The organism is Undibacterium sp. FW305-107 (genome assembly GCF_058788535.1).
In genome coordinates this window covers 21,680-43,373 of sequence record NZ_JBYTAV010000008.1, presented here as the reverse complement: position 1 = coordinate 43,373, position 21,694 = coordinate 21,680, and the positions used below count along the sequence as shown (strand labels likewise).

Annotated in this window: 30 protein-coding genes, 1 tRNA gene and 1 pseudogene; 1 reads left to right on the top strand and 31 read right to left on the bottom strand. The window is 52.0% G+C overall.

Features of this window, described 5'->3' with window-relative positions:
• Positions 1-21: 21 nt before the first annotated feature.
• The 18 genes and pseudogenes from AC3WQT_RS18140 to AC3WQT_RS18055 form a co-directional block, all read right to left on the bottom strand.
• Complete coding sequence (locus tag AC3WQT_RS18140) at positions 22-432, bottom strand: phage tail terminator-like protein (RefSeq protein ID WP_492705770.1); 411 nt, start codon at positions 430-432, stop codon at positions 22-24.
• Positions 429-878 carry an HK97 gp10 family phage protein gene (locus tag AC3WQT_RS18135; RefSeq protein ID WP_492705768.1) on the bottom strand — a complete coding sequence of 150 codons (450 nt, stop codon included), beginning with the start codon at positions 876-878 and terminating at the stop codon, positions 429-431. The genes AC3WQT_RS18140 and AC3WQT_RS18135 overlap by 4 nt, the downstream gene beginning before the upstream one ends.
• The gene (locus AC3WQT_RS18130; RefSeq protein WP_492705766.1) at positions 875-1,249 is read right to left on the bottom strand and encodes a hypothetical protein; all 375 of its coding nucleotides are present in this window, start codon (positions 1,247-1,249) and stop codon (positions 875-877) included. The genes AC3WQT_RS18135 and AC3WQT_RS18130 overlap by 4 nt, the downstream gene beginning before the upstream one ends.
• Positions 1,246-1,620, bottom strand: coding sequence for a hypothetical protein (locus AC3WQT_RS18125; RefSeq protein ID WP_492705765.1), 375 nt, complete (start codon positions 1,618-1,620; stop codon positions 1,246-1,248). Before AC3WQT_RS18125 ends, AC3WQT_RS18130 begins: the two co-directional genes overlap by 4 nt.
• Positions 1,617-2,120, bottom strand: coding sequence for a DnaT-like ssDNA-binding protein (locus AC3WQT_RS18120; RefSeq protein ID WP_492705763.1), 504 nt, complete (start codon positions 2,118-2,120; stop codon positions 1,617-1,619). The genes AC3WQT_RS18125 and AC3WQT_RS18120 overlap by 4 nt, the downstream gene beginning before the upstream one ends.
• Before the next feature lie 2 nt (positions 2,121-2,122).
• Complete coding sequence (locus AC3WQT_RS18115; RefSeq protein WP_492705761.1) at positions 2,123-2,629, bottom strand: HeH/LEM domain-containing protein; 507 nt, start codon at positions 2,627-2,629, stop codon at positions 2,123-2,125.
• A gap of 71 nt (positions 2,630-2,700) precedes the next feature.
• Positions 2,701-3,120, bottom strand: coding sequence for a hypothetical protein (locus AC3WQT_RS18110; protein WP_492705760.1), 420 nt, complete (start codon positions 3,118-3,120; stop codon positions 2,701-2,703).
• A gap of 25 nt (positions 3,121-3,145) precedes the next feature.
• Complete coding sequence (locus tag AC3WQT_RS18105) at positions 3,146-4,072, bottom strand: major capsid protein (protein WP_492705759.1); 927 nt, start codon at positions 4,070-4,072, stop codon at positions 3,146-3,148.
• Positions 4,073-4,231: 159 nt separating this feature from the next.
• On the bottom strand, positions 4,232-4,993 hold the full coding sequence (locus AC3WQT_RS18100; protein ID WP_492705758.1) for a DUF6651 domain-containing protein: 762 nt from the start codon (positions 4,991-4,993) through the stop codon (positions 4,232-4,234).
• 384 nt (positions 4,994-5,377) lie between these two features.
• Positions 5,378-6,463 (bottom strand): phage minor head protein, encoded by a 1,086-nt coding sequence (locus AC3WQT_RS18095; protein ID WP_492705757.1) that lies wholly within the window; start codon positions 6,461-6,463, stop codon positions 5,378-5,380.
• Positions 6,463-7,845 (bottom strand): DUF4055 domain-containing protein, encoded by a 1,383-nt coding sequence (locus AC3WQT_RS18090; RefSeq protein WP_492705755.1) that lies wholly within the window; start codon positions 7,843-7,845, stop codon positions 6,463-6,465. The genes AC3WQT_RS18095 and AC3WQT_RS18090 overlap by 1 nt, the downstream gene beginning before the upstream one ends.
• Before the next feature lie 10 nt (positions 7,846-7,855).
• Positions 7,856-9,181 (bottom strand): phage terminase large subunit family protein, encoded by a 1,326-nt coding sequence (locus AC3WQT_RS18085; protein WP_492705753.1) that lies wholly within the window; start codon positions 9,179-9,181, stop codon positions 7,856-7,858.
• A complete protein-coding gene (locus AC3WQT_RS18080) occupies positions 9,156-9,632 on the bottom strand; it encodes a DUF2280 domain-containing protein (protein ID WP_492705751.1) in 477 nt (158 codons plus the stop codon). The genes AC3WQT_RS18085 and AC3WQT_RS18080 overlap by 26 nt, the downstream gene beginning before the upstream one ends.
• Before the next feature lie 31 nt (positions 9,633-9,663).
• Entirely contained in the window at positions 9,664-10,305 is a 642-nt protein-coding gene (locus AC3WQT_RS18075; RefSeq protein WP_492705749.1) for a putative metallopeptidase, read from the bottom strand.
• 14 nt (positions 10,306-10,319) lie between these two features.
• Entirely contained in the window at positions 10,320-10,619 is a 300-nt protein-coding gene (locus AC3WQT_RS18070; protein ID WP_492705747.1) for a hypothetical protein, read from the bottom strand.
• Positions 10,620-10,636: 17 nt separating this feature from the next.
• Positions 10,637-10,879 (bottom strand): hypothetical protein, encoded by a 243-nt coding sequence (locus tag AC3WQT_RS18065; RefSeq protein ID WP_492705745.1) that lies wholly within the window; start codon positions 10,877-10,879, stop codon positions 10,637-10,639.
• Between the two features lie 137 nt (positions 10,880-11,016).
• Positions 11,017-11,091 (bottom strand) — tRNA-Gly (locus tag AC3WQT_RS18060).
• A gap of 23 nt (positions 11,092-11,114) precedes the next feature.
• Positions 11,115-11,216 (bottom strand): annotated as a pseudogene (locus AC3WQT_RS18055).
• Between the two features lie 185 nt (positions 11,217-11,401).
• On the opposite strand from AC3WQT_RS18055, the gene AC3WQT_RS18050 reads away from it, so the two are divergent.
• A complete protein-coding gene (locus AC3WQT_RS18050) occupies positions 11,402-11,644 on the top strand; it encodes a DUF2158 domain-containing protein (protein ID WP_492705743.1) in 243 nt (80 codons plus the stop codon).
• A gap of 375 nt (positions 11,645-12,019) precedes the next feature.
• On the opposite strand, the gene AC3WQT_RS18045 is transcribed toward AC3WQT_RS18050, so the two are convergent.
• From AC3WQT_RS18045 to AC3WQT_RS17985, 13 genes are all read right to left on the bottom strand, one after another.
• Positions 12,020-12,190, bottom strand: coding sequence for a hypothetical protein (locus AC3WQT_RS18045; protein ID WP_492705741.1), 171 nt, complete (start codon positions 12,188-12,190; stop codon positions 12,020-12,022).
• Between the two features lie 169 nt (positions 12,191-12,359).
• Positions 12,360-12,890 carry a hypothetical protein gene (locus tag AC3WQT_RS18040; RefSeq protein ID WP_492705739.1) on the bottom strand — a complete coding sequence of 177 codons (531 nt, stop codon included), beginning with the start codon at positions 12,888-12,890 and terminating at the stop codon, positions 12,360-12,362.
• A 172-nt stretch (positions 12,891-13,062) separates the two neighbouring features.
• Positions 13,063-13,536 carry a hypothetical protein gene (locus AC3WQT_RS18035; protein ID WP_492705737.1) on the bottom strand — a complete coding sequence of 158 codons (474 nt, stop codon included), beginning with the start codon at positions 13,534-13,536 and terminating at the stop codon, positions 13,063-13,065.
• Positions 13,537-13,737: 201 nt separating this feature from the next.
• Positions 13,738-14,379 (bottom strand): DUF6475 domain-containing protein, encoded by a 642-nt coding sequence (locus tag AC3WQT_RS18030; protein ID WP_492705735.1) that lies wholly within the window; start codon positions 14,377-14,379, stop codon positions 13,738-13,740.
• Complete coding sequence (locus AC3WQT_RS18025; RefSeq protein WP_492705733.1) at positions 14,369-15,157, bottom strand: YdaU family protein; 789 nt, start codon at positions 15,155-15,157, stop codon at positions 14,369-14,371. Before AC3WQT_RS18025 ends, AC3WQT_RS18030 begins: the two co-directional genes overlap by 11 nt.
• A gap of 5 nt (positions 15,158-15,162) precedes the next feature.
• Complete coding sequence (locus AC3WQT_RS18020; RefSeq protein WP_492705731.1) at positions 15,163-15,510, bottom strand: DUF1064 domain-containing protein; 348 nt, start codon at positions 15,508-15,510, stop codon at positions 15,163-15,165.
• Positions 15,500-15,823, bottom strand: a complete 324-nt coding sequence (locus AC3WQT_RS18015; protein WP_492705730.1) for a nuclease domain-containing protein — start codon at positions 15,821-15,823, stop codon at positions 15,500-15,502. Before AC3WQT_RS18015 ends, AC3WQT_RS18020 begins: the two co-directional genes overlap by 11 nt.
• A 53-nt stretch (positions 15,824-15,876) precedes the next feature.
• The gene (locus AC3WQT_RS18010; RefSeq protein WP_492705728.1) at positions 15,877-16,260 is read right to left on the bottom strand and encodes a hypothetical protein; all 384 of its coding nucleotides are present in this window, start codon (positions 16,258-16,260) and stop codon (positions 15,877-15,879) included.
• Positions 16,261-16,262: 2 nt separating this feature from the next.
• Positions 16,263-16,784, bottom strand: coding sequence for a hypothetical protein (locus tag AC3WQT_RS18005; protein ID WP_492705726.1), 522 nt, complete (start codon positions 16,782-16,784; stop codon positions 16,263-16,265).
• Positions 16,781-18,013, bottom strand: a complete 1,233-nt coding sequence (locus tag AC3WQT_RS18000; RefSeq protein WP_492705724.1) for a phosphoadenosine phosphosulfate reductase domain-containing protein — start codon at positions 18,011-18,013, stop codon at positions 16,781-16,783. The genes AC3WQT_RS18005 and AC3WQT_RS18000 overlap by 4 nt, the downstream gene beginning before the upstream one ends.
• Positions 18,010-18,822 (bottom strand): hypothetical protein, encoded by an 813-nt coding sequence (locus AC3WQT_RS17995; RefSeq protein WP_492705722.1) that lies wholly within the window; start codon positions 18,820-18,822, stop codon positions 18,010-18,012. Before AC3WQT_RS17995 ends, AC3WQT_RS18000 begins: the two co-directional genes overlap by 4 nt.
• Positions 18,819-21,377, bottom strand: coding sequence for a DNA methyltransferase (locus tag AC3WQT_RS17990; protein WP_492705720.1), 2,559 nt, complete (start codon positions 21,375-21,377; stop codon positions 18,819-18,821). The genes AC3WQT_RS17995 and AC3WQT_RS17990 overlap by 4 nt, the downstream gene beginning before the upstream one ends.
• Positions 21,378-21,617 (bottom strand): hypothetical protein, encoded by a 240-nt coding sequence (locus AC3WQT_RS17985; protein WP_492705719.1) that lies wholly within the window; start codon positions 21,615-21,617, stop codon positions 21,378-21,380.
• Positions 21,618-21,694 lie beyond the last annotated feature (77 nt).

The window sequence follows — 21,694 nt, the reverse complement described above, 5'->3', positions numbered from 1 at the left end:
CTGCTTGTCCGGGTAAGCCGGTTATCCTTTGACGTACACTGACCAGGGTATTGAGACGGGGATTACCCACCTGTCACCATCTGTAAAGCCAGTGGCAATCGTCGCGGTGTTGACAACATCCACGCGAGTGCCACCCTCAGTAATACTCAGCGGTGGTTTGAATAGCGCCTTGATACGCTCTGCGTACAATTCAGCGTCAGCAGTTCCGTCTCCCTGGGGATAAAAAAGCGACACCTGGCAGATGCCTTGCAGTTGCGTAAGCGTCCGCCCCATCACCAGGTCTACTGGTGCAGCGCGCAAGATGCTTACTCGCTGAAAAGGTGTTTCTGCTGTCGGCTCAAATTTGACATTTTCGTGAGCGGTCGCAATTGGCGAAACCATAGCGGCCAAAGCCTTTTCAAAGCCCCGCCTTACATTGATATCGTCACTCATTTGATTTGGTCTGCCACTTTTTTAATAATTTGTTGATATTCAAGTACCGTCAACCTCACGACACCGGCGCTTGCCTGGTGCGACCACGCGTTGTACTCAATTCGACGGGCGTATGGCAGGGAGTTCGTCAGGAACACCTGCGCACCCATGGGGAACCCGTTAATTGTTCCCGCGCCTCGAGTCATTGCGCTAGCTCCAGACTTATCCGGAGCTGCGCCGGTACCGTAATTAATGGAGCCAACCGCCACTTGCCAATTAGCCTTGAACCTGCCGCCGACATATCCCTTTGGCGCTGGCCCTTTCCACATTGACGGATCACCGACTGGTGAGCGTTCAACTACCCGTTTTAGCAGTTCCATGGCGGCAGCGCGCACCACGGCTTCCGACTTTGCACCAGCACGTTCAAGCACTTTGGCAAAGTTGCGTTTGAATTCCGCGTTGCTCATTTGCGCAGTAAGACTTCATATAGGACTGGAATGCCTGCTGGTGCTAGCGTTTTCGTGGCAACTACGTGCCATTTCACGGTGCCAATGACCACGAACGAGCCTGGCTGTGGTTCTGTCACGCCAACCGGCGACAGCAACAGTTGCTTGTCACCGGCAACGATTAGCGTTCCCGGTTGAAACGCGGTACCAGACAGATGCAGAGCAAAATCGAAGACTGCACCTGTACCTGGCAGGTCAGAGCTAGTCGTCGTTGGCTTCCCTACCGAGGGATCATAGGCACCTGCAGTAACGGTTCTGACTGTGATCGGCTGCCCGGCTTCAGCCAGAATCGCATCGACATCCTGGGCAATCGAAGCGTAGTCGATGTTCATGAGTCCTTCTTCACATAGTCATGCGGCGGAGTTTCCTCAAAGCGCACAGCCTTAATTGTCGTTTTGCGATCTATCAAAGCTCGCGTTACCCTATGCCAACCGTCCATGATGAAACCTTCTTGGTCAAGAATGATCGGGTGTGAAGTGTCAACGTCCAGAACTCGGCGCATATGCCCCGCCAGATCACGAGCAGACCGAACCGGATCCCAGACTTCTGAACCGATATAGATCGCAGCCAGAGGTAATTCGAACACTGGCAAGGGTTTTGCCCGCTCAATTAAGTTTGCGACGATCCAAACTTTATTCTGGCAAGTGAAGGTATTCTCTTCGACCTTGACGCCGTCAATTTTCACAACTGGATAAGCACTCATGCTCTTGACACCTTAATCATTGCACTGCCACCACCATTAAGGAACGGTGCCAGCATCCTGTCAACGGCCAGGTATTGAGTGTGCCTGGTTGACTTTTCGTCATAGACAAACTCAATCGGCCCGACTTTTTTACTTTTGACACCTTGGTTCAGATCGACGACCAAAGGGCCAGCGATCGCTTTCAGCGCCAACTCTGCGCACGCATTCTTGACGTCGACTGGGACGATATTGCTCGCAAGCCAGTAGTCATTGACCTCAACGTCATAACGCGGCCAGTCCAGCGCCTGCGTAGACTTGCTGGGCTTACCTTGCCATGCCATGCGATACAGTTGGCGCATGAAGTTCGTGGCCTTGCGTAGATTCTGTTCACGCAGCGTGTCACTGGCCAGGCTTGCCCATGCTTGGTTACCCAGAGCCGCGTGATACGCGTTGGCTTCAGCCACAGAGCAATAGCTCTCTGCATCAGCCAGGCCTGTGCCATCTTCGACGATCAGAGACATAGTTATGCAGCCGGATTCAGCAATGCCAGCAATTCAGCCTTGTTTGCGCCAGCAGGTATTTCAATGCCTTTGGCTGTCAAAGCATCTTTGATCTGCGGAACAGTCATGTGTGCAGTGACATCGTTACCCTTGGCTTCCAGGCTCGCAGCCAATGCTTCCAAGCGCTGACGCTCTGCAGTGTGATCAGCCTCGATCTTGTTTTGCTTTTCTGCCTGGTCGTGTAATTCTGCCGCACGTTCATTGAGACGTTTCTGCTCTTGCTCAATTTCTGCGCGAACCTTATCTACTTCCGCCTTGAACTCCGCACGCAGCAGTTCGAGTGACTCGACATCTCCAGGACCAGAACCGAGTGTCACATTCTGCAACTCATTGAGTGCCGACGCATTATCAACGGACAACGAGGCTTCAGTTCCACCACAGTTGTAGTGACCCGATTTCAAGTATTCGCGAGCGTCCACAGATTCGACAGTATGCGCTTTACCATTCTGATCATAAACGGTCATCATCATTTTGGGATTCCTTTATAAGTGCGTGGGAGGACTCAGCCTCCCACTCAAATTGTGCTATCGACTATTGTCGATTAGCGATCCTTGCCAATGAACGCTTGGAAGTTGATGCCAGTTGCGACAGTGCCAGCCACTTTGGTGAAAATGCGCACGTAGCGGTAGATGGTGCCATTTTGTTCATTGCGGAATGGAACGACAAAGCGGCCTATACCAGTGTCGGCATCAGCTGGTGCGGTTGCGTTACCCAGTTCGATCTGCGACAAGCAGACCGAGCCAGACGCCATGCCAGCCACGTTGGATCCCTCCAGGCAGATCGTATAAATCTCATCGTTGGACGCCACTTCCACGGCGCTTACGTCCAAGACCAGATAACCGTCGACCAGACCTGCACCAAGATCCAAGATCGTAGCTTCGGTGGTGGTGGCAGCAACCAAGCCTGCTGCTTTCAGCAGTAGCGCATTGTCGTAGGTGAATTGCGAGTAAATATTACTCATGATTATTTCCTTTCAGTGTGCTGGCTTAAGCTGTTACAGGCGCGTCGGCGATGGAATACAAACGAGTCACAGCACGCCCGTTGAAAGCCGCGATGCCGTTGTACCACTCGACGCGGGTACGGAACACTGGTGAAGTTTGCAGTTCACCCAGATCGCGCACGTCAATATTGCCGTTTTGGAGACCAACGAGTCCTTCATTGCCCATGCTGGCTACGTAAATAGAAGTCGCAGTAGCCGTACCACTGGTTGCAGCTTCGGTGAACGGAAGGATGGCAGTATTGGTGTGATCCAAATCGACAGTCAGGATTGGCAGGTCGTTATACTTTGTCACTGGGCGGCCAAAGGCGTCTTTATCGTAGGTCACGAAACCACCAACGGTGGTGGTGCGCGCCGCAGTGGTCAGGCGGCGTACCATGGCCTTGTTCATGATCAGGTGCGTCGGGTTCAGCGTCTGGTCGATTGCCTCATCCAATTTTGAAAGAGACAGCGCTGTACCGTTAGCGGTGGAGCCAGCGGCAATCAACTGTTCGCCTGTTACGCGAGTTTGCAGGCCATCGAATTCACGCGAATCAGAAGAACTGTCACCCTTAATGAACTTGCGGGTCCAGGCCAACGACAGTGCGCGGACCTTCATTGCTTCATGCACGGATCGCTGGTTTGCGCCCATGGTATCGATGATGAACTTGTCAACGTCCAGGTCGCCACCGGCGATGACCAGAGATTCTGTGACAGGGTTCAGGATACCTGTGGATGGAGTGTAGGACTCGTTCACGCCACGGAAGCCAACGCCAGGCAGCGAGCTTTCACGGTTGTATTTCAATGCGTTGCCGCTGATGCTTTCAAACGGCAGATTCATCAGGATGCTGGACGAGCCAGCATAGAGTTCAATAATTGCAGAACGCAGTACGTCGCCGGAAACCAGCTTCGCTGCTTCGACTAAGGTCAGAGCCATGTTTTTTCCTTTCGTTGCCGCAAAAAGCGGACGGGTGGGTTGCTGTGTATTGGCTATCCAGCCTGTGCACCGCTCGTCATCCGAGTCGCGGCAAAGAAAAGGCCGTCCAAGTTATCTAGGACGGCCTAACTAAATTGATGCCCTTTGCGGGCGATATTTCTATTTCGTTACTGCGCGAGCAGCATTCATCCGTTCAACCGGCGACAGACCAGACAAGTCTTTACCGCCACTCGCGTTTCCGGCCTGTGCGCCGCTGCCGGATGCTCCAGATCCCTTGAGGATCATGTCCTTGTTCGGATACTGATTAACCATTACCTGGAGCGATTCTTCAAAGTCGGCGTGCTCACCATGGCGCGTCGCAGAGAAAATCGGGTTGCCAGCTTGGTCCAGTGGCACCAACTTGCCACCATCGACCTTGAAGCGATCGCCAAAGAATTTTTGCGCGATGTCAGCAGGTATCGCTAATTTTTCCGCAATGTATTTGGAGCTGGCGAAGCTACCGCCAATAATGTGGTTGTTCAGATCGTTGGTCAGTTTCGCGTTTTGTTCAGCAAGTGTTTTTTCACGGGCTTCTGCTGCGCGTGTAGCTTCAGCAACGGCTTGTTTAGCGGAGGCAGCTGCTGCATCCTTTATTTCCTGAACCTTGCCAGCCTGGACCAGTTCACCATCCTTGATGTTTTTTACAGTTTCCAGTGCCTTGCGTGCTGCCTCACCATCTTCAATACCCTCGAACGTCTTCAGCTTCGCTTCCGCAGCTTCTTTCGCCTCACGATGAGATTTGGCCTCGCCATTTAAACGCGAAATTGTGGCCAACGTCGTATCAGCATCGAATGCTGCTTCGCGACCATCACCATGAATAAAAATAGGTTTCTTGTCTGCGTCGAGAACAATATTACCTTTGTCGTCAAATTTGAATGGCATGATTCTACTTTCCCGGGCATCCGCCCAATGTTGAGCCGCCTGGCTCGTTCCACCCTCTGCAATCCTGCTTTGGGCAATAAAAAAACCCGCTTATCGCGGGTTCCTTGTTTTATTCAACTGGCTTTAGTTCCGACAGCATGGAGACTGACATTCCTCGTCGCCAACACTCTGCGCATACGTCTTTATCAATGACGGTACCGCCCTGCTTCCTGCCATTCCGCACGACTGCCCCGTTGACCGTGGTTAAACTCGTCTGACACCCGCAATTCGGACACTTCAATGCACCATCAGGACGCACCATTTTGCGCACGCGCTGATGAACCCCGGCTTTACCGGTTGGTTGTTGAGAATGTACGAGTTTCACTGTCATCCTGGCATTCTAGCCTAAACACCGTACTTGTCCTTCAGTTGGGAGAGGTCAAGAAACTCACCCTTTGCAGAGTACATCTGGTCAGCAGAGAGTTTGCCAGCTCGCAGCAACTTACCTCTGGTCGGGCCAAGTACTTCGTCCTGCCTGTCAGCAGATTGCTTTGTCAGCCACTCGTTATAAGTCTGGTTGGCAGGTATTGCACCATCAAGGCTTGCCCGTGCACCAGGCGGAAACTCGTTCTCGTCGATTCCCATGCCCAGCAGTTCTTTGAAACTCTTCACCATCGGAGCCGCTGAACTGCGACAGTTCCAGTGGAATGCCCCGGGCCCTGCTCCCCATGGCAACTTGTGCCCGATTGGCTTATGGTCCGTAGTCCATAACTTGTGGTCACGAATCCGGCATGCTGATGTTGTGCGCAAGTCCAGTTTTGCTGACCAGAGCAGCCCCTGCAGCACGTCGGCATTCGCCTCATGTATCTGCCGCTGGGTGAATGCTGCAATATGGCCAATGGCCGTTTGCACGATCGTTTGCAGGCTCCTTCGGTCGATTTCAAGCAAGCCATCGGCGTACTTCAGCGCCCGGGTGCCGCGAATCTGCCGCGTAATCTCTGAATTCGTCTTGCCATCCACAAAACCCTGCGCAATCGTCTGCCTGATTCGTTTGGCTTTGGTCGCTTCCAGATCTTCAAGCGCGCCTGTCAGAATTATCCCCTGGAACGGTCTGGCAAGTGCCGCTGCATACACCTGGTCAGGCGATACATCTGCGACATTAAACTGGGCTGGCAACACATCCTGCAGGGTCATCTGCTGATAAGAGACCTCGAACCTGACGAAATCACGAAGCTCATCCTTCAGCTCGGCTTGCACCTGTGCGTACGCCTGGGCATTAGTGCCGCGCACGCTTCCGAGCATTGCTTCAAGGCGCTGGATGGTGAAAGCTTCGGGGTCAAGTCGTTCCAGCGCTGCTGATAGTTCCTTAAACAATGCATCGTCAGACCGATTCAGCACCTTCATCATCCGGTGCACAACGCTGTTTGTGTACTTCTGCAGCTCTATCTGGTGCCTGATCGCTGCATCGAGCAGATCGTCATTGGCAGCCATTACACAACACCAAGTGCTGGACCCTGGGCTGCAATCAGGTCTTCTTCCTTGGCGCTATCGAACTCGGGTGCAAGAATGCCACGGCGCTTATATTCGCCATGCAGGGTCTGACGTGACAAATCACCAGATTGCTTCATCTTCAGCAACAACTCTGCGCTGGCCTCTGCCAGTGTGGCCGCGCCGAAGTCGTCATATATCTCAACGTGGCCGCCCTGTTGCTCTCCTACCCACATGGCCATGAATTGCAAGGCCTGGTCAATACCATCTTCCAGGTCACCAACAATACGCTGCAGCGCGCATGCACCTTGCTCGTTATCGGCAAGAGTCTGACTCTCGGTTATGTTGCCGGGCTTGATCACCAGCAGTTCTGCGCCTGCTTGGCGCATCTGATCTTCAAGGTCAAGCAGAGACTTGCGGCCTGCCTCGATGGCGTCGCCAGTGTGCTCAACGAATTTCATTTCTGAGTTCAGGGGCAACTTAACTGCCGCCGCTGCACCTACTGTCAATGACCACTTTTCGTCATCTATACCTGTAACGGTTAGAATTGGCACGCGCGCAACGTGCAAAATCGTGTCTTGATCGCTTTGACTCTGCCAGTGTTTCACATTCATGTGCGCCATTTCCAACAGCGGCGGTACTGCGCGCATGAATCCCTTGCGCTTCCCGTACACTGCCACAAATGGAATATTGGTCAAAGAGGTAGTGCCTTCCTCATGCAGTACCCACTCTTCCGTGGCCGTGGGCGCTGCTGTTTTCCGCCAGGTCTGCCATGCACCTGGCAAAAGTACTCGTACTTGTTCAATCTCTTTTTCACCGAAATCACCATCGTCTTCAACGATGCATTCCAGAATCCGTAATTGAGTAAGTACCTCGGCACCATTCACTTGCCTGGAGCGCCAGCCTACTAGTTGCTGGGGGTGTATGTGAACAAAATAGGGCCGGACACCAGCCGCAGCCTCGTCAGCCTGCGTTGGGTACAGCAGCTTGCCGTCCTGATCTTTTGTAGGAGGGTGATCTACCAGGATGCCACTAAATCCGTAGGCCAACGCTTCCTCACCAACTGCCGCTGCAAATGTGTGCAGGTTGCGGCCTTGAAGATCGATATCTTCAGTCCATTTCTTCAGGCGCTCCGGCACGTCGTCGCCAATCGTTATCGGCTTCGAAAAAGGTTTACTGGCCAGCACTTCAATCGTCCGAGGAAAAGCTGGAAACAACGTGGCGACACTCAACCTGGCTTCATAACTCTTCTCATGCTCGCTCGGCCAACGAGGCATCAAGCCCTTATTCTTGCGCATGGCAGTGGTGCCACCCATTAAAGCAGCAATCAGCGGCCAGTTCTCGGCCATGGCTGAAACTGCTTTTGATAGGGTTCTTACTGTCATTTGATCTTTCTTACATTCTCAATGGTTCAACTGTTGCAACGCGCTTCGTAATTGGATAACGCTTGACGATGAAGTAGCCGCCACCGTCATTGGTGTGATCGAAGCCACCCTTCTTATCGGGCTCGCCCTTATCGTCATAAATCTGCCGCTCCAGGCAAAGCGTGAATTTCGGACACTTGTTCGTATTGACAAGTAATCGCCGCTCTCCGTAGGTGTTACAGAGCATCGCGTTCATACTATTGATGCGGTCTTTTACAGCTGGATTCGTTGAATCGACTACTACTGTAAATCCAGCTTTTCGCAGCAAAGACAAATCTGATTCACTTGCATTACTGGTCTTACGGTTTTGACCAGATGCATCCGGGTAGACCGTGATTGCATGGCCAGGGTACCGCTCTTTGATTTTTTCAATCATTGCTGGCGTGTCAAAAACTTCCACAATCTCATCCACCGCACGCGGCAGATCAGAACGCATCACAAACACAACTGCAGCCATCTTGCCGACGTTAAAGTCCATACCTAAATGCAAAGCATCAGCAGCAATGCCAGGCTTAGCCGGCTGCACCGTATCATCGGTATGGTTCTGCCTGCGGTCAAAGCAGTAATAAATTACCCCTTGGTAGTTCTCGAAGCTGGCCAGGTATTCCTGCCGGAACGTGCGCGGGTCCATCTTCCGCCGCGCTGCCTCGATCTCCTCCGCTGGGACATTGCCACCGTCAACTGACGTGTATAGCCAGCTTTTATGATCTGGCTCCTTGCCCTGCCCGTCTAAGTAGCTGTCATAGCAATGGTTGAAACCCTTTGGCGTTCCAATCCGAAGCGCATGGCCACCAACCCTTTGCTCACCGTTGACAATGAACTTGCACGTCGAGAGCATGGGACGCAAAACTTCTTCCCAAGCCTCATACGGACAGTCTGCCCATTCATCCACAAGGGCGAAGAACAAACCAGAGCCACGTAGATTATCGTAGGCGTCCAAGCCGACAATGCGCACCACATGACCAGCCTTGGTGGTAATTGAGCATTCTGTCTCGTTCGGCTTTGTCGCACGCCAACTCGCAGGTATAGCCTGCTTCAGGCGTCGCCAGAAAACGCGCTTTGCCTGCTTAAAGGTCGGTGCGCAGTACCATATTTCATCTTCAACACTGACATTCCATAGCGCTGCATACCGCACTGCACGCCGTATCTCGGCTTTACCCAGGAAGGTCTTGCCGAAGCGTCGGCCACACACTGCGTCGCGGAAGCGTGCCTTTTTCTGCCAGCCCCAGACATAAATGTTCGCCTGCTTTGGCGTCAGCGCGACCGGTGGTTCAGAGTATGGGATTGTCTGGGACATCTTCGTCAGGTTTCAGGACATATTCCGGCGCAGCTGGAATGCCGGGAGCGTCTACACCTGGTGTTTTGTTCGAGTCGAGGCGTCGGTTCACATACACGTCACCGACTTCCTTTGCAGCCTGTTCAATAACCTGAACAGCCAGGGCAATATTGCGCATGCCTTCAGCCTGCTGTGCCATCCGCGCCAATGCGCGCAAGCGATATGCCCTGCTTGCGATGGGGATCTCTGCAACCTCTTCACGAAATTTCTTGCGCGTATCCTCGAAAACCGTTCGCCACTTTTGGCTCAAACGCCTCCCGACAAAGCAATTTGGATCGTAAGCGGCCACCTGCTGGCGCATCACATCGAGCCCAAATTCCTCTTTTACTGCTTTCGCCACCTGTGTTGGCGTATCGAAACATGCCAGCGCTTGGACGATGAACAGCTTCACCTCGTCACGTAGTGCTGCCATATGTTGCTATCCTGTAAAAGCCGCGTAAAGCTTATGCGGCTCTAAGCAAACACGTTCCGCATGCCCTCGCAATGTTGGTTTTCGCCACTTCAGGCGATGTCTTGGCGGCGTCAATCATCTTTGCCACATCCTTTGACGGGCCGTAGCGTCTAACCACCCCTATGAACTCCTCTACGTCATGTGCACGCATTGAAAGCTTTGGCTGCCCATCTTTGGAGAATGCAAGCTGGCCGAAGTCGTCCAGTGTCTGCCCAATGTGATAAAGCTCATGGTCGACCAATGCACAGAAATCAATGTCTGAACATTGTGCGCAGTGGCTTGCGTCCAGGGTGATCAAGAAGTCCGGCACCAGGCCGAACCAGTCGAGCATCTGCTGCTCTTGCCTTCCCTTCTGCCATGGCCCACAGCGAAAGGTTACGTCTTCGCACTGACCAAGAACTGTTCGCCCATGTTTGTTGAAGCCCTCAACAGCCCATAAGAACGCTACCTCGGCAAACTGAAGGTGTGCGTGGTCAGTGTTAAACAGCGCGCCGCCTTCATTGATGATTTGCTCAGAGGCCCATGCTTTGACTTCAGGTGCTGGAACAAACTGGTGCGGCGCCATTGGTTCAAATAGAGAACCCGGCGGCATTGGCCTGTTGAGTGCAGTAGTTGCCTTTGATGTGCGGCCCATGGTACCTACTCTGCCTACACAGCGTCGTAAGTTGCATTGAAGATATCAATCTTGCACGGGTAGATTTCACCCTTCACGCCAGTGATCAACATATCAGCAGGCGTCATGTCCATTGAGCCTTCCAACGTTAGAATAATGTAGCGCTGGTCATTTTCGTGCGTGATCGGGTGACCTGCGTAATTGAACGACCACGGAAAGCCCCTGACGATGTTGCTCTCACGGCCTTCTGCTTTACAGACGGCAATGCCATGCTGAACCAACTGATCAAAAGTGATGGCTTCAACTACAACCGGCTTTTTACGATACTGTGCCATTTTATTTCCCCTAATGATTATTGTTCGACTGTCAGAGACACCGGCGGCATCGTGCCACCAATCACCCACAGCGCTACAGGCTGTCCTTGATTCAAAAGTGCCAGCTCGTTAGCCGTCGGCTTCCAGAAGCTCACAACTGCGGGCTGACCGTCCACCTCTGTGCGAGTAATCGGCAACGCTGAGCACGGCAGCACTTTCTGATCCCAGCCTGCCGGCGCACCAAGAACAGAATTATTTGATGGATGTTGAAATTTGTTCATATGAGTACTGGCACTCCCCGCGCCTGGTAAAGTTCCCTTGCGGGCGGAGACACCTGGCTTTTGCTCGTGAGTGTCTGTGCCTGTAACGCGCCACTAAGAGGCACTCTGGCGTCCAGCGAGCATTCTGTTTGGTGTTTTGGAGCATCCTGAGAGTACCGATCTCTCGTCCTTGTGCGTGGAAGGCACTCGCTCCACCATTGAGCTAAGGATGCATTGAAGTTTGTTGGTGCTATTCGTCAGCAAGTGGGATTCGAACCCACGGCGCCTCGTCTGCAGGCTGCAGCGCCAGACTCAGCACTTATCTGCGTCACCGTTAAACCAGCTCCGGCATTGCCGATACCAGCACCAACATGAACGACCACTGTTTGTTTGCAACGGGCATTCATGTTGCTGTTAGTGAACTTATTTGCAACTATTGTTTGCAAATTATCATACAAAGTAAAATTAATGTGCCACTACAATAACGTGAGCACGCGCGTGTCTGCTCATCACTTTAGTTTAAACATACTTTGAGAGAACAATATGGGCAAATTCAAGGCAGGAGCAGTAGTAAAACTGAATACAGGGAACGGGCCAATAATGAGCGTTCAGGGACCGGTGTCGGCTAATAGCGCATCTCTAAATTGCAAATGGTTTTTTGAAAATAAAGTATTGCATGATATTTTCCATGAAGACTCCCTTGTTGAGGCAAGTCCAGAAGATAAAGCTTCGCTTAAAGTCAGTTTCGTCAGCGGATCAGAGGATGAACCCCCGGCCCAAAAATGAGCCGATTTCAACAAAAAAGCCCTGAGTCTTTAAACTCTGGGCTTTTTATAAAACCTGCCCGGACTCTTATGAAAAGTGGACAGGGCTGGGCTCCCAGCGGTCGAGCGCGAAAGGGCATACGGCTTTGGCAAGAACTACACTCGTCCTTATCGAGCTTCACCAGCAATGCAGGTCGTAACAACCTACAATATTGCACCAGCTAACTAAAACAAGACAACGACCCCTTCACTTATAGCAAAAGCCCCGAATCTCGCGACCGGGGCTTTTTGGAAACACTTATTACGTGTATATGAAACGCATGATATATGGGAATGAATTTCCCAGTCAAGCAAAAATCAGAGATTTGTCCACTGATTCTTTGCTTAAACCAAATATTTAGACCGCACCTTCTGTTTCCAGTTTGTTGTAGAGTGCTTTAGCGCAATTGAGCGCCATATCGGCTACATGCTCAGCATTGTATTTTTTGTCTGCCGCCAAACTTCCGGCAACGATACCGACTAAAATTTTTGGGGTATGTTCATGCAAAAACTGTTGATACTCGCTCATATCAAATCCTTGTTGTAAAAAGACCAGCGTTTATAAATAGTCGTCTCTTAGAAAAGTCTCAAAACATAAGTCGGTGCGTATGGTTTTGAGATTCCATTATCAATAATACCAAACATTACGGCTAAGAATTTTATTGCCTGTAATTTTGTACAATACATTTTGCTAGGTTTCATTGCTCAAACATTGGTTGCAGTGCATCGTCAATTACACGCTGAGCTTCCGTATCGACTTTTTTTAACCAAACCCATATCTGGTCTTTTTGTCGATATAGCGTTGTCTTAGGCACCTGAAAACGTTCAGCAACTACGGGAATAGAAATACCCTTTTCATAAAAGGCTCGGACAATTGCCTCGCGAACCTTACGAACAGATACTCCAGAAAAATTGGCCAACGATAACTCCATCAGGTTCATCACAGCTTCAGCGTACAGCTCGCCCATCGCTTCGGCACCACAGCATTGGCAATCTCGACTTTTTGGGGCGTACCGAGCCGTGATACAGCACTTGTGCACAGACGAAAGCCGGTTGACATGCGCAAGAATCAGTCCGGCCTGGCCAGCGCCGTCGACCGAGACTAGGCCCTTGCCGCTGCCCGAGCCTTTCAAGGCCAACTTGGACATTGGCGAAAGCGCATACTGCTGGCTAGAATAGTTGAAAGCAAATGTCAATGCTTCGTGCGTATTGTTAAAAAGTGCTGTCATTCCCGCTCCTTATAATTTGTACATTTCTTACCGTGCCGCCTGCCCTTGGCACAAATCTTGATTTTTATATCGAAAACGCGTTCTGTCTTTTCAAACACGCAGCCCTTGCAAGTCCGCTCTTCACGCTCGATGATGATGTCCAGCGGGTCCCTGGAATACTCTCTTTGCCTGGTCACCTGGCCTCCCGCAGTTTCTCTGCAGCTTCTTGAATTTGGGTGTCCCGGATCAGTTCGCGAGCATAGCCCAGGGTCATCGTCATCGATGCCCGCCGCATCCGGTCAAAGCATGCCCTGACCTCTTGGGTGTCGCTGGCAAAGATTGGCATGTCAACTTCCAGCTTCTTGGCCAGTTGACGCAAAGGACCCAAACCGATCTTGATACCTGATCGCTTTTCGTGGATTTCATAGGCATCAACTACGCCCATAATTGCCACCGAACTGTCATACCAGTGACCGTCTACCACGTCCTTAAAAATAGCTATCCCGTTGCTGGCAACATCCTTGGTACCGTCGCGCTCAAGCTGGTCCACAATCGCCAGCAGCGGATCAAAAACGGCGTTCAAACGCCAGGGCTGGGTTTTTATCAGGCACTTGGTCGGGTCACGCGGAACATGCCGCTTCTTGTCGCGTCTCTTTTTAGTTGCCACAGTCAAGTCCTTTCTGTTTGTTCTTTTGGTGCCACTCGTCACGCTTTTCAATCACATCTTGGGCGGCGGTTACGAACCGTTCGCAGCTTTGGCCCAGTGCGACGAAGCGACCGGCAACCTTATCTTTGGCGCATCGCCCAAGACCGACCTTTGCATGCTCCGGATGCCGTTGTAGATTGAGGTGGGTGCAGTGCAGGCATGTCATGCGGCCAACCTCTTCGGCAACGGTGCAGAGAGCGAATCACTGGCTGACTGCATGGCAATCAACGGTTTATCAGTGCCGCCGAGATACACTTGCTTTGCCACTCCGGCATCGCCGATAAAGATCGGCTCTTGCCCTATGTGACCAGAATGATTGTTTTGCGCATTGGCAATGCCAATCAGCAGTGGTGGGTATTCCGGACGTTCGGCACGAATGCGGTACCCGCGATAACGGTTCTCGAATTCCTTTGCCACGAACGGCCACTCGTCTTCTGTTTTTGAGCCCAGGCCGATCCAGCCACCCATATCGACGATTACGCGATGAATGGTCGCATCATCGAAAGCCACATCGCGGTACGTACCGACCTTGCGGATAGCGCCATCAACCTTGGACCAGGCAAGCGACGCCTGATCCTGCGTGCGTCCTTGCAAAACCCGCGTAGCATCAGCAATCTTTGGCATGTACTGCCCCGTGTCTGGATTCTGCGTGTGTTCCCAGAGTGCCTTTTCGACTGCAGCAAAGTCGTATTGCTTCAGTCCTTCCCAGTACAGACCAATAGTTCCAGTGGAAAGCGTTCTACCGTAGTAGTCTGCAATGCCCGTCAACAGTATCAAAAACTTTGTTTTTTCTTCATTTTTCATTCGATTCATCCAACCAACGTTGAGCGGCTGCTGCCGTGGCCATACCGTGCGATCCTAAACTCGCCCCCTGGGGCGAAGCCTGAGACTTGGGTTTGAGCCAATCAGCATTGATCCCGCACCAGCTACGCTCAGCGCAGATCAGCACCGCATCGGCGATAGTTAGTCCGGCACTGGTTGCCTCGCGAACAAACCCGGCAAGGGCAGTTTCTGTATTGGCCCCGTTTTTTTTCTTTCTGACCGCCATCCAATCCTTCACCGCTTTCTGATCAGCGCCCAATTCCAATAACGATTTTGCAAAATTGAATTTAGGCGCTTGCGCCGTATTGTTTTTAATTGGTTCCTGGTTATTGGTTATTGGTTCTTGGTTATTGGTTAGTTGACGTTCGTTGAGCATCTGTTCAACGTCCGTTGAACGTCCGTTGAGCGTCTGTTGATAAGATGAAGCCTTTTTTGTTGCTCGACTCGCAGCAGACGCCTTACCAGCAACCGAGGCTTGCTCCCCTTTTTTATGGAAGGCGTGAATTTCTGCATCGCATCGAAAATGCCTGTACCCTTCTAAGGTTTTTTCGAACTTGTATTTCAACAGACGTTCAACGGTCGTTCGCTCTTGTTGATCGGTCGTTCCAAGTATGTAGAACAGCTCGTCATGGTCCAGTGGTAGTGGTTTTTCGGTGTCGTAATACACGTCAACCATGTCACGATAGAGCCAGCGTTCCAGCCGACTCATGTTGATCGTGCCAGCGCGAAAATCACCTATGTGATGACTGTAATAGTTCATCCCGGTCAGAACCTTTCCAATTTCCAACCGCCGCCATTTTTCTTAGGCTGCTGTGTCACGGCAATGAACTGCAATGGATACATATCTGCGGCAATCTTTATTTTCGCTCTGGCGTCATCAAGCCAGAAGCCTTTAACCTCATGTGCTTCAAATTCGCCTGTAGCCAACATGACCGCAAAATCAGGTGTATAGAATGTGTTGTCTGCCAATCTAAATTTAATACCTTCGAATTTGAACCAAGCCACCTCGCCAGCCTGTTTGCGCGCCTCCAAGGTCAGCGCGTAGGAGGATTCAGTCTTGTTCATTGCGCCGGTCTTCATACGGCCCAAGGCCTGCAATTTTTTATTCATCATGGAGTAGCTCCATCCTTCTTAAAATTCGGTGCGTGTGCGCCACGCCTTCTTTAAACTGTGCAATCATCAGTTCGTAACTGAAGCCCTTTGGCCTGGGCGTACGACCATCCAGTAAGTCATGGCAGGCAGAACAGCCAAATGCCGCGGCGGTGTCAGGTGCCTTTAAGCCCATGCCTTTACCGTCCTCCAGCAGGTTGGAATGACACAAAGCAGTCGTTTCGATGTTGTAATTGCAGACCGGGAATCTCAGTGTGCATTCTTGGTTACGTGCAGCTTTGCGTATTGGCGTCATGCGCGGGCGACTGGATTTCATGCGCTTAGTGCTGCGTTTCATCCGCTTTTGAGATGGTTTTATGCAAGATCGCTTCATTCACATAACCCCTCAACCCATTTGCGAACAATGGCGATTTCTCTAGAGGTGAAGTAGCTTACATTTCGCTCAATCCACCGGATGATGCTGTCGCAGGCACGCCGCAAAGCGTCCATCCGAGTTAATGCAAACTCGCCAGTTTTGAAATCAATTTCATTTGGCATGTAAGCAACGCCACCATTGGAAAACATAACTGAAATACCCCAGCAAAACCCGAATGGTGCGTTGGCGATCCTTATTTCAGCCGATGGCCGATGATTCTTGTTCGAAAGACTGAGCTTTTCACAATCGAGATATACTCCAGCATCGTTTGTAACGGCATAGCTATCGAATGCAAGTGCAAGCTGACCAGGCGATGTGGTTATCGAGCGACGACTCATACTCATCCCTCAAACCGCGTTAATATGGCTTCCACGCCCAGTTCGGCATCCAGCGCAGTGGCATGAGGCCAAAGGTACTTTTGCGCGTGTGGCGTGCGCAAAAACTCATAAACGCCATCGCAATAAATCTGGAAATCGCCCTCGTCGCATTTTGCGTAGCTGATGGATTTCGGTACCGGGAACACACCACCCTTGGGGCCACTACACCAGAATACCCAGCCAGAGCCGACCTTCAACCACAGTCGGAAAGCCTCGCGGTCCTTGAATCGCTCCTGATTCTTGAAGATTTCGCCTTCCATTTTCATCTGCTTGCGGTGAACGGGGCCCAAGCGCGGCAAAAGCGTGATGATGGAGAACATCTCACCAGAGCCAAGGCGAAGAACGCCATTCCAGAATCTACGCCAAGCCTTCTTGTCCTCGTCAGCATGGCCATCGATCAAGCCAAAAAGATGATTTCGCAGGACTGACTTTTGATCTTCTGTCAGCGCCTGGTCAGACTGTTTTGTCAGTACGATGTCGGTCATAATTCGGCCTCCGAAAACAATCTCGGCTGCACAGCGCCGTTCTGATAGACGACATCCATGACGGTTGTAGCCAGCGGCTCATCGCCATCCCAACCATCCGGCCAGGTCTGCAATTCAATCAATTCGCGAATGCGGGCTTCTTCCTCGGCATTGATCAAGTCAACCAGCGGGCGACCATTAATGGCCGCTGCCGCATTGATTTCAGCCTGAATGCCAAGAATGCGATCAAGCGCCATCAGTCTGGCTTCGAATGTCAGTGGCCCTTTCCTTTGTGGGTTTTTGCCAATGGAGCCGTCCTTGAGGCGTTCAATACCAGCCTTGCGCAACCGATACTGATCTTCTCGGAGCTCACGCCACAATCGCTTAATCCCTTTGAGGGGGGCTAAGTAGGCCCATTGTGGGTTTAAAAGGATGTTATCCAAGGCAGTATCAGTATCCACCAGCGGGCAACCTGTGCAGCCGGTGCGGGCATTAATCTCCTCAGCCTCGTCACCGCCGTATGCATCGGCAATGGCCCGCGTACTCCAGTCCCCGAACTCGGCAGCCGGTGCCCAGTGTTTCAGCCACTCCCAGACGTGGCAGACCCGCCAATGCAGCAATGGCGCCAGCGTAGCAATACGACCGCGCAAGCCTTTTGCATTCGGTAGTACTTCTTGGTACCAGCCTTGACCACACTCGGCACCGTCTTTCCCGCAGCTCATTTCGATGCGCTGATCACGTATGGCGCTTTCACCCTGGCGCACGCCGGTGATCATCAGAATGCCGCCTTGCAGCTGGTCGAGCTGCGCCTCCAAGGCATGCTGCATGGGGTCTATCTTGATTTGCCTGGTGCACCAACGCAGCGTATTGTTATTTGGCGGTGGAACGCCACGGCCAAGGATGTACACCATAAACCGCTTGTCCATAGGAGCCATGACGATCTCAACTGCAATTCCGCGATTGCGCAGCTCATCCATGATCTGGTGTGCAGCGGCCGCCAGCGGAATAAGCTCTTGGCGCGTGTCTGCATAGAAAACCGTAAGTGTCTTTGGTTTGGCAATCTTGCCGGTGTCAATGAGCCAAATAATGAGCGTAAGGGTTGCGCTCGAGTCTTTGCCACCGGACCAGGCAATTCCCCAATGATCATGCTGCGGGCCATAGGCCTGCATAGAGCGGATGGTCAAATCAATTGAGTCAGTCATTTGCAGGCGCTTGGCACCGGCTGCAAACAAGTCCACTTGGTTAATCATGTAAGAGCCTCCTCGGTGGAAACAGGATCAACCGCATCACGAATCGTGACAGCAGCCTTCGTCAATTGCTCTGCCAAGTTGATCAAATGCCCATAGGCACCTTTGTTGTACCAGCCATTCAGAGATTCAAGTTTGCGCGCAAGCGCTATCATCTCCACTGATGGCCCGGTATATCGATCGAATTCAATACCCGTCTCTTGAGCGAATTTCTGTATCTGCTCTTCGCGTTCGCGATATCGACGAGTAACGCTCGCCACTTCAGATGCCACGCGTTTATCAATGTCATCCCGTGCGGCCTGAACGGCATGGCGCAGTTTGCGTTCTGCTATCTTGTCGATCTGCTCGTGAGCGCGCCGCATAAGTGATGCAAAGAATTCTCTTGTAACTGGAATCGGCTGGAGTTTTGGTGCCTTCACAACCTGGACAATCCCAGTTTCGCGCAGTTCAAGCAATCCCCACGACGGTGGCAGTTCGCCATCTTTGACGATGCCTTTCGGTGCCAGAATCCACCAAAAATCGCAGAATCGAAAGACATCTTCCGCTTTCTCTGGTTGTTTCAGCTCGCGAAGCCAGTCAGACCGACTTACCTTGATTTCAAATCCATGGATGGCGTGGCCACGACTACTCCAGAGATTGATCGCTACTGCATCCGCGTAACGGGTACCGCCACCGGTGGCTGGCGCGACCTCTTCCATCAACGCCCATTCTGGCGCAGGGTAACGTTTATGGAGCATTTGACGGGCGTGCGCGGTGTTGAGCACAACTGGCGCCGTTGGTGCTTCGGCATTGAGTAGGTCAGCTTGTGTCATGCTGCCACCTCAAGCTCTTCGAAGTCGAACAACGACGGCATACTGATTTCACGTTCTGCTGCCTTGCAATACGCCGCGCCGTCTAGGAAGTACTGGCCGCTCAATTCAATGCCGTAACCCTTACGGCCTTTCATTATCGCGCGGTAAGGCACTGTCATCAGACCGCCAAACGGGTCCAGGACGATATCGCCTTTGTTTGACCATTGTTCTATTGCGCGATCAACCAAATCGAACTGAAGAGGACAGAGATGCATTTCCTTGCCCTTCGCTGACTGAGCGCTGTTCAGCGTCAGCATACGCGTCACATCAGACCAGACCTCGCTGGACCAGGACTGCGGCTGCTGCAGCATGAAAGTCACCGGCAACTTGCCTTCAGCATCCAGGGTCTCACCGATTTTGACGTGATGCTCGAAGTTATAGACTGTGGTCAGGCTGTTTGCCTTGAACGCCTTGAAAATCTGATCATGTGGCAAAGACTGCAGCTCTTCCGGCGCCAGCAAACGGTCACCAGACGATCTGGTGAAACCATGGGCGTCAATCTGCCAGCGTGAGCGGCTGTAGCCTTCCTTTGACTTCACGACCGGTTCATCCGCGTAACTGTTACTTGTGTCAGTTGGTGGCTTCCGGAAAATCAGCAAGTACTCTGGCATGCCGCAGCTCATCTTTGAACCGTCCTTGCACTGTTCAGACCAGCCCAGGCGGTAGGTCTGATTGTTTTCGCGTACCACATCGGTGACGATGGTTTTCATGCCCATATAGGAGAAACCATGCTTTGTGTAATGCTCAATACAGCGTGCGTGAAATGGATAGACGGTCTGAAATCCCAGGCCAGTGAGCCCACCAGGCACAATCCTGTCTTTAACGTGGATGGCTGCTAGCCGACCTGGCTTCAGCACGCGTAACAGATTTGGCGTCAAGAAGTCCATTTGCTTGAAAAAGTGCTCGTTATTGTCTGTGTGTCCGAAGTCGGCGTAATTGGGGCTGTACTCGTATTGTGTAGAAAACGGAATGGACGTAACGATCAGGCCGACACTGTTTTCATCCATACGAGCCGTTTCCAGGACGCTGTCGCTGTTCACGCAGGTATAGTTATCACCAGTAACCTCGATACGCTCTACACCCATGGCGCGGGTCAAGGCCTCGGCCATGGCATCTTCAGACAAGCCATATTCTTTGATTAGTTCTGACATCTTTGCCACCGTTTCATTATGTTGTTTCCACTTGCGTTCCAACTGCCGGCGCACTTCCCGCTCGGCTTCTGTGTAGATCAGGTCTATTCGGACGGTCTTCGTCTGCAGGAACCGTTGGATGCGGTGAATGGCCTGGATCATGTCTTTGAACTTGAAGCCAATGCCCAGGAAGATCGCCCAGGAGCAGTGCCGTTGGAAGTTGCAGCCACTGCCAGCGATCACCGGCTTGGCCGCCAGCTCTTGAATCTTGCCGTCCGAGAATTCAATAATCGCGGTCTCGCGCTCGTCCAGATCCTGATTGCCGAACACGCTGACAGAGGTAGGAATAGCCTTTTCTATCGCATAGCGCTCGGACTCCAGGTCATGCCACAGTAGCCTGTGTGCATCCGGATCTTCGGCCCGTAGCTGCATCATCTTTTCGATTCGGGCCGTCAAGGACTCACGTTTTTCGCGCGCGGAATCGACAACCCCAATGGCTTGGTTCTTGAACATGCGCGCCTGACCAGACATTTCATGACCGGCATTTGAATGATTTGCTGGGATTTCATGCCAGCGGATATCCATGGCGGGAAGTGAATAGCCTTCGTCTGAAAAACCCAGATCAGATGGGCGCTGTACAAAGAGGCCCCAGGATGCGACCCACATCCAAAACTCGCGCTCTTTGTGCGCGTGAATGGTCAGTTGATCGGCTTTTTCGCTGTTGCGCTTGAAGAAGCGTGTCTTGGCAGCTGAGACATCCATCACGCCCAGGAATGCTGAGTAAGCCAGCAGTTCGATGTATTCGTTCGGGCTTGGCGTGGCCGTGGCAACAAACCTATATGGCACACCACCGGAACGCACCCGGCTATCCATGGTCTTGCGATCGCCAGCGAATATGGCCATGAATTCCCGAAAAGTCTTTGTGCCTCCAAACCCGCGCAGGCAGTCTGCCTCGTCCAGGCAGGCAACGCTGAACAGTTGCGGGTCAAGCTTACCGTCGCGGACTGTCTCGTAGTTGGTTAGATAGATGCCGTCGGGATCTGTCGCCTCGTCGATACGGCGAATGAATGTGACCATGATGCCCAGCATGGCAGCATCACGCATAAACTCCTGGCGCACGCCCAGCGGGAGAACGATCAAGGCCATGCCACCCACATGCTGGCGCACGATTCTGACGATCTCCAGCTCCATGACGGTCTTGCCCAAACCAAAGGCGGCAAAGATCGCCCTGCGACCACCTCGAACCGCCCAGCGCACGATTGCGCGCTGGTGCGGTTTCAAGATTGGATTGATTTCAGAATCGGCAACGTCAAAACCATAAGATTCGGCCTTGACGACCTTTTGTTGCAGGAATTTATGATAGTCAGTTAAAATATTTTCAGTCATTTAACGAAACCCTATTTTTATTGAATGATCAGAAGCCTGGGCAGTTACAGCTGCCTGGGCTTTGCTTTTTGTATTGGCGGGTCTGACGTTGAAGTAAGTGATGTACTGGACGACGTCACGTATTGTGCTTACGCCGACGTTGAATTTTTTGGCGAAGTGCCCATATCCACGCACATAAGCAAGGTATTGACCGCGGATTTCTTGCACTTGTGCCGGCGTAAGAATTCGACGGCGAGTCATGACCCACCTCTGCACTGTTTGCAGAATTTGAAGACGGGCTCATTCTTTGCGTTGCAAAACTGACGAATTGAACGCCA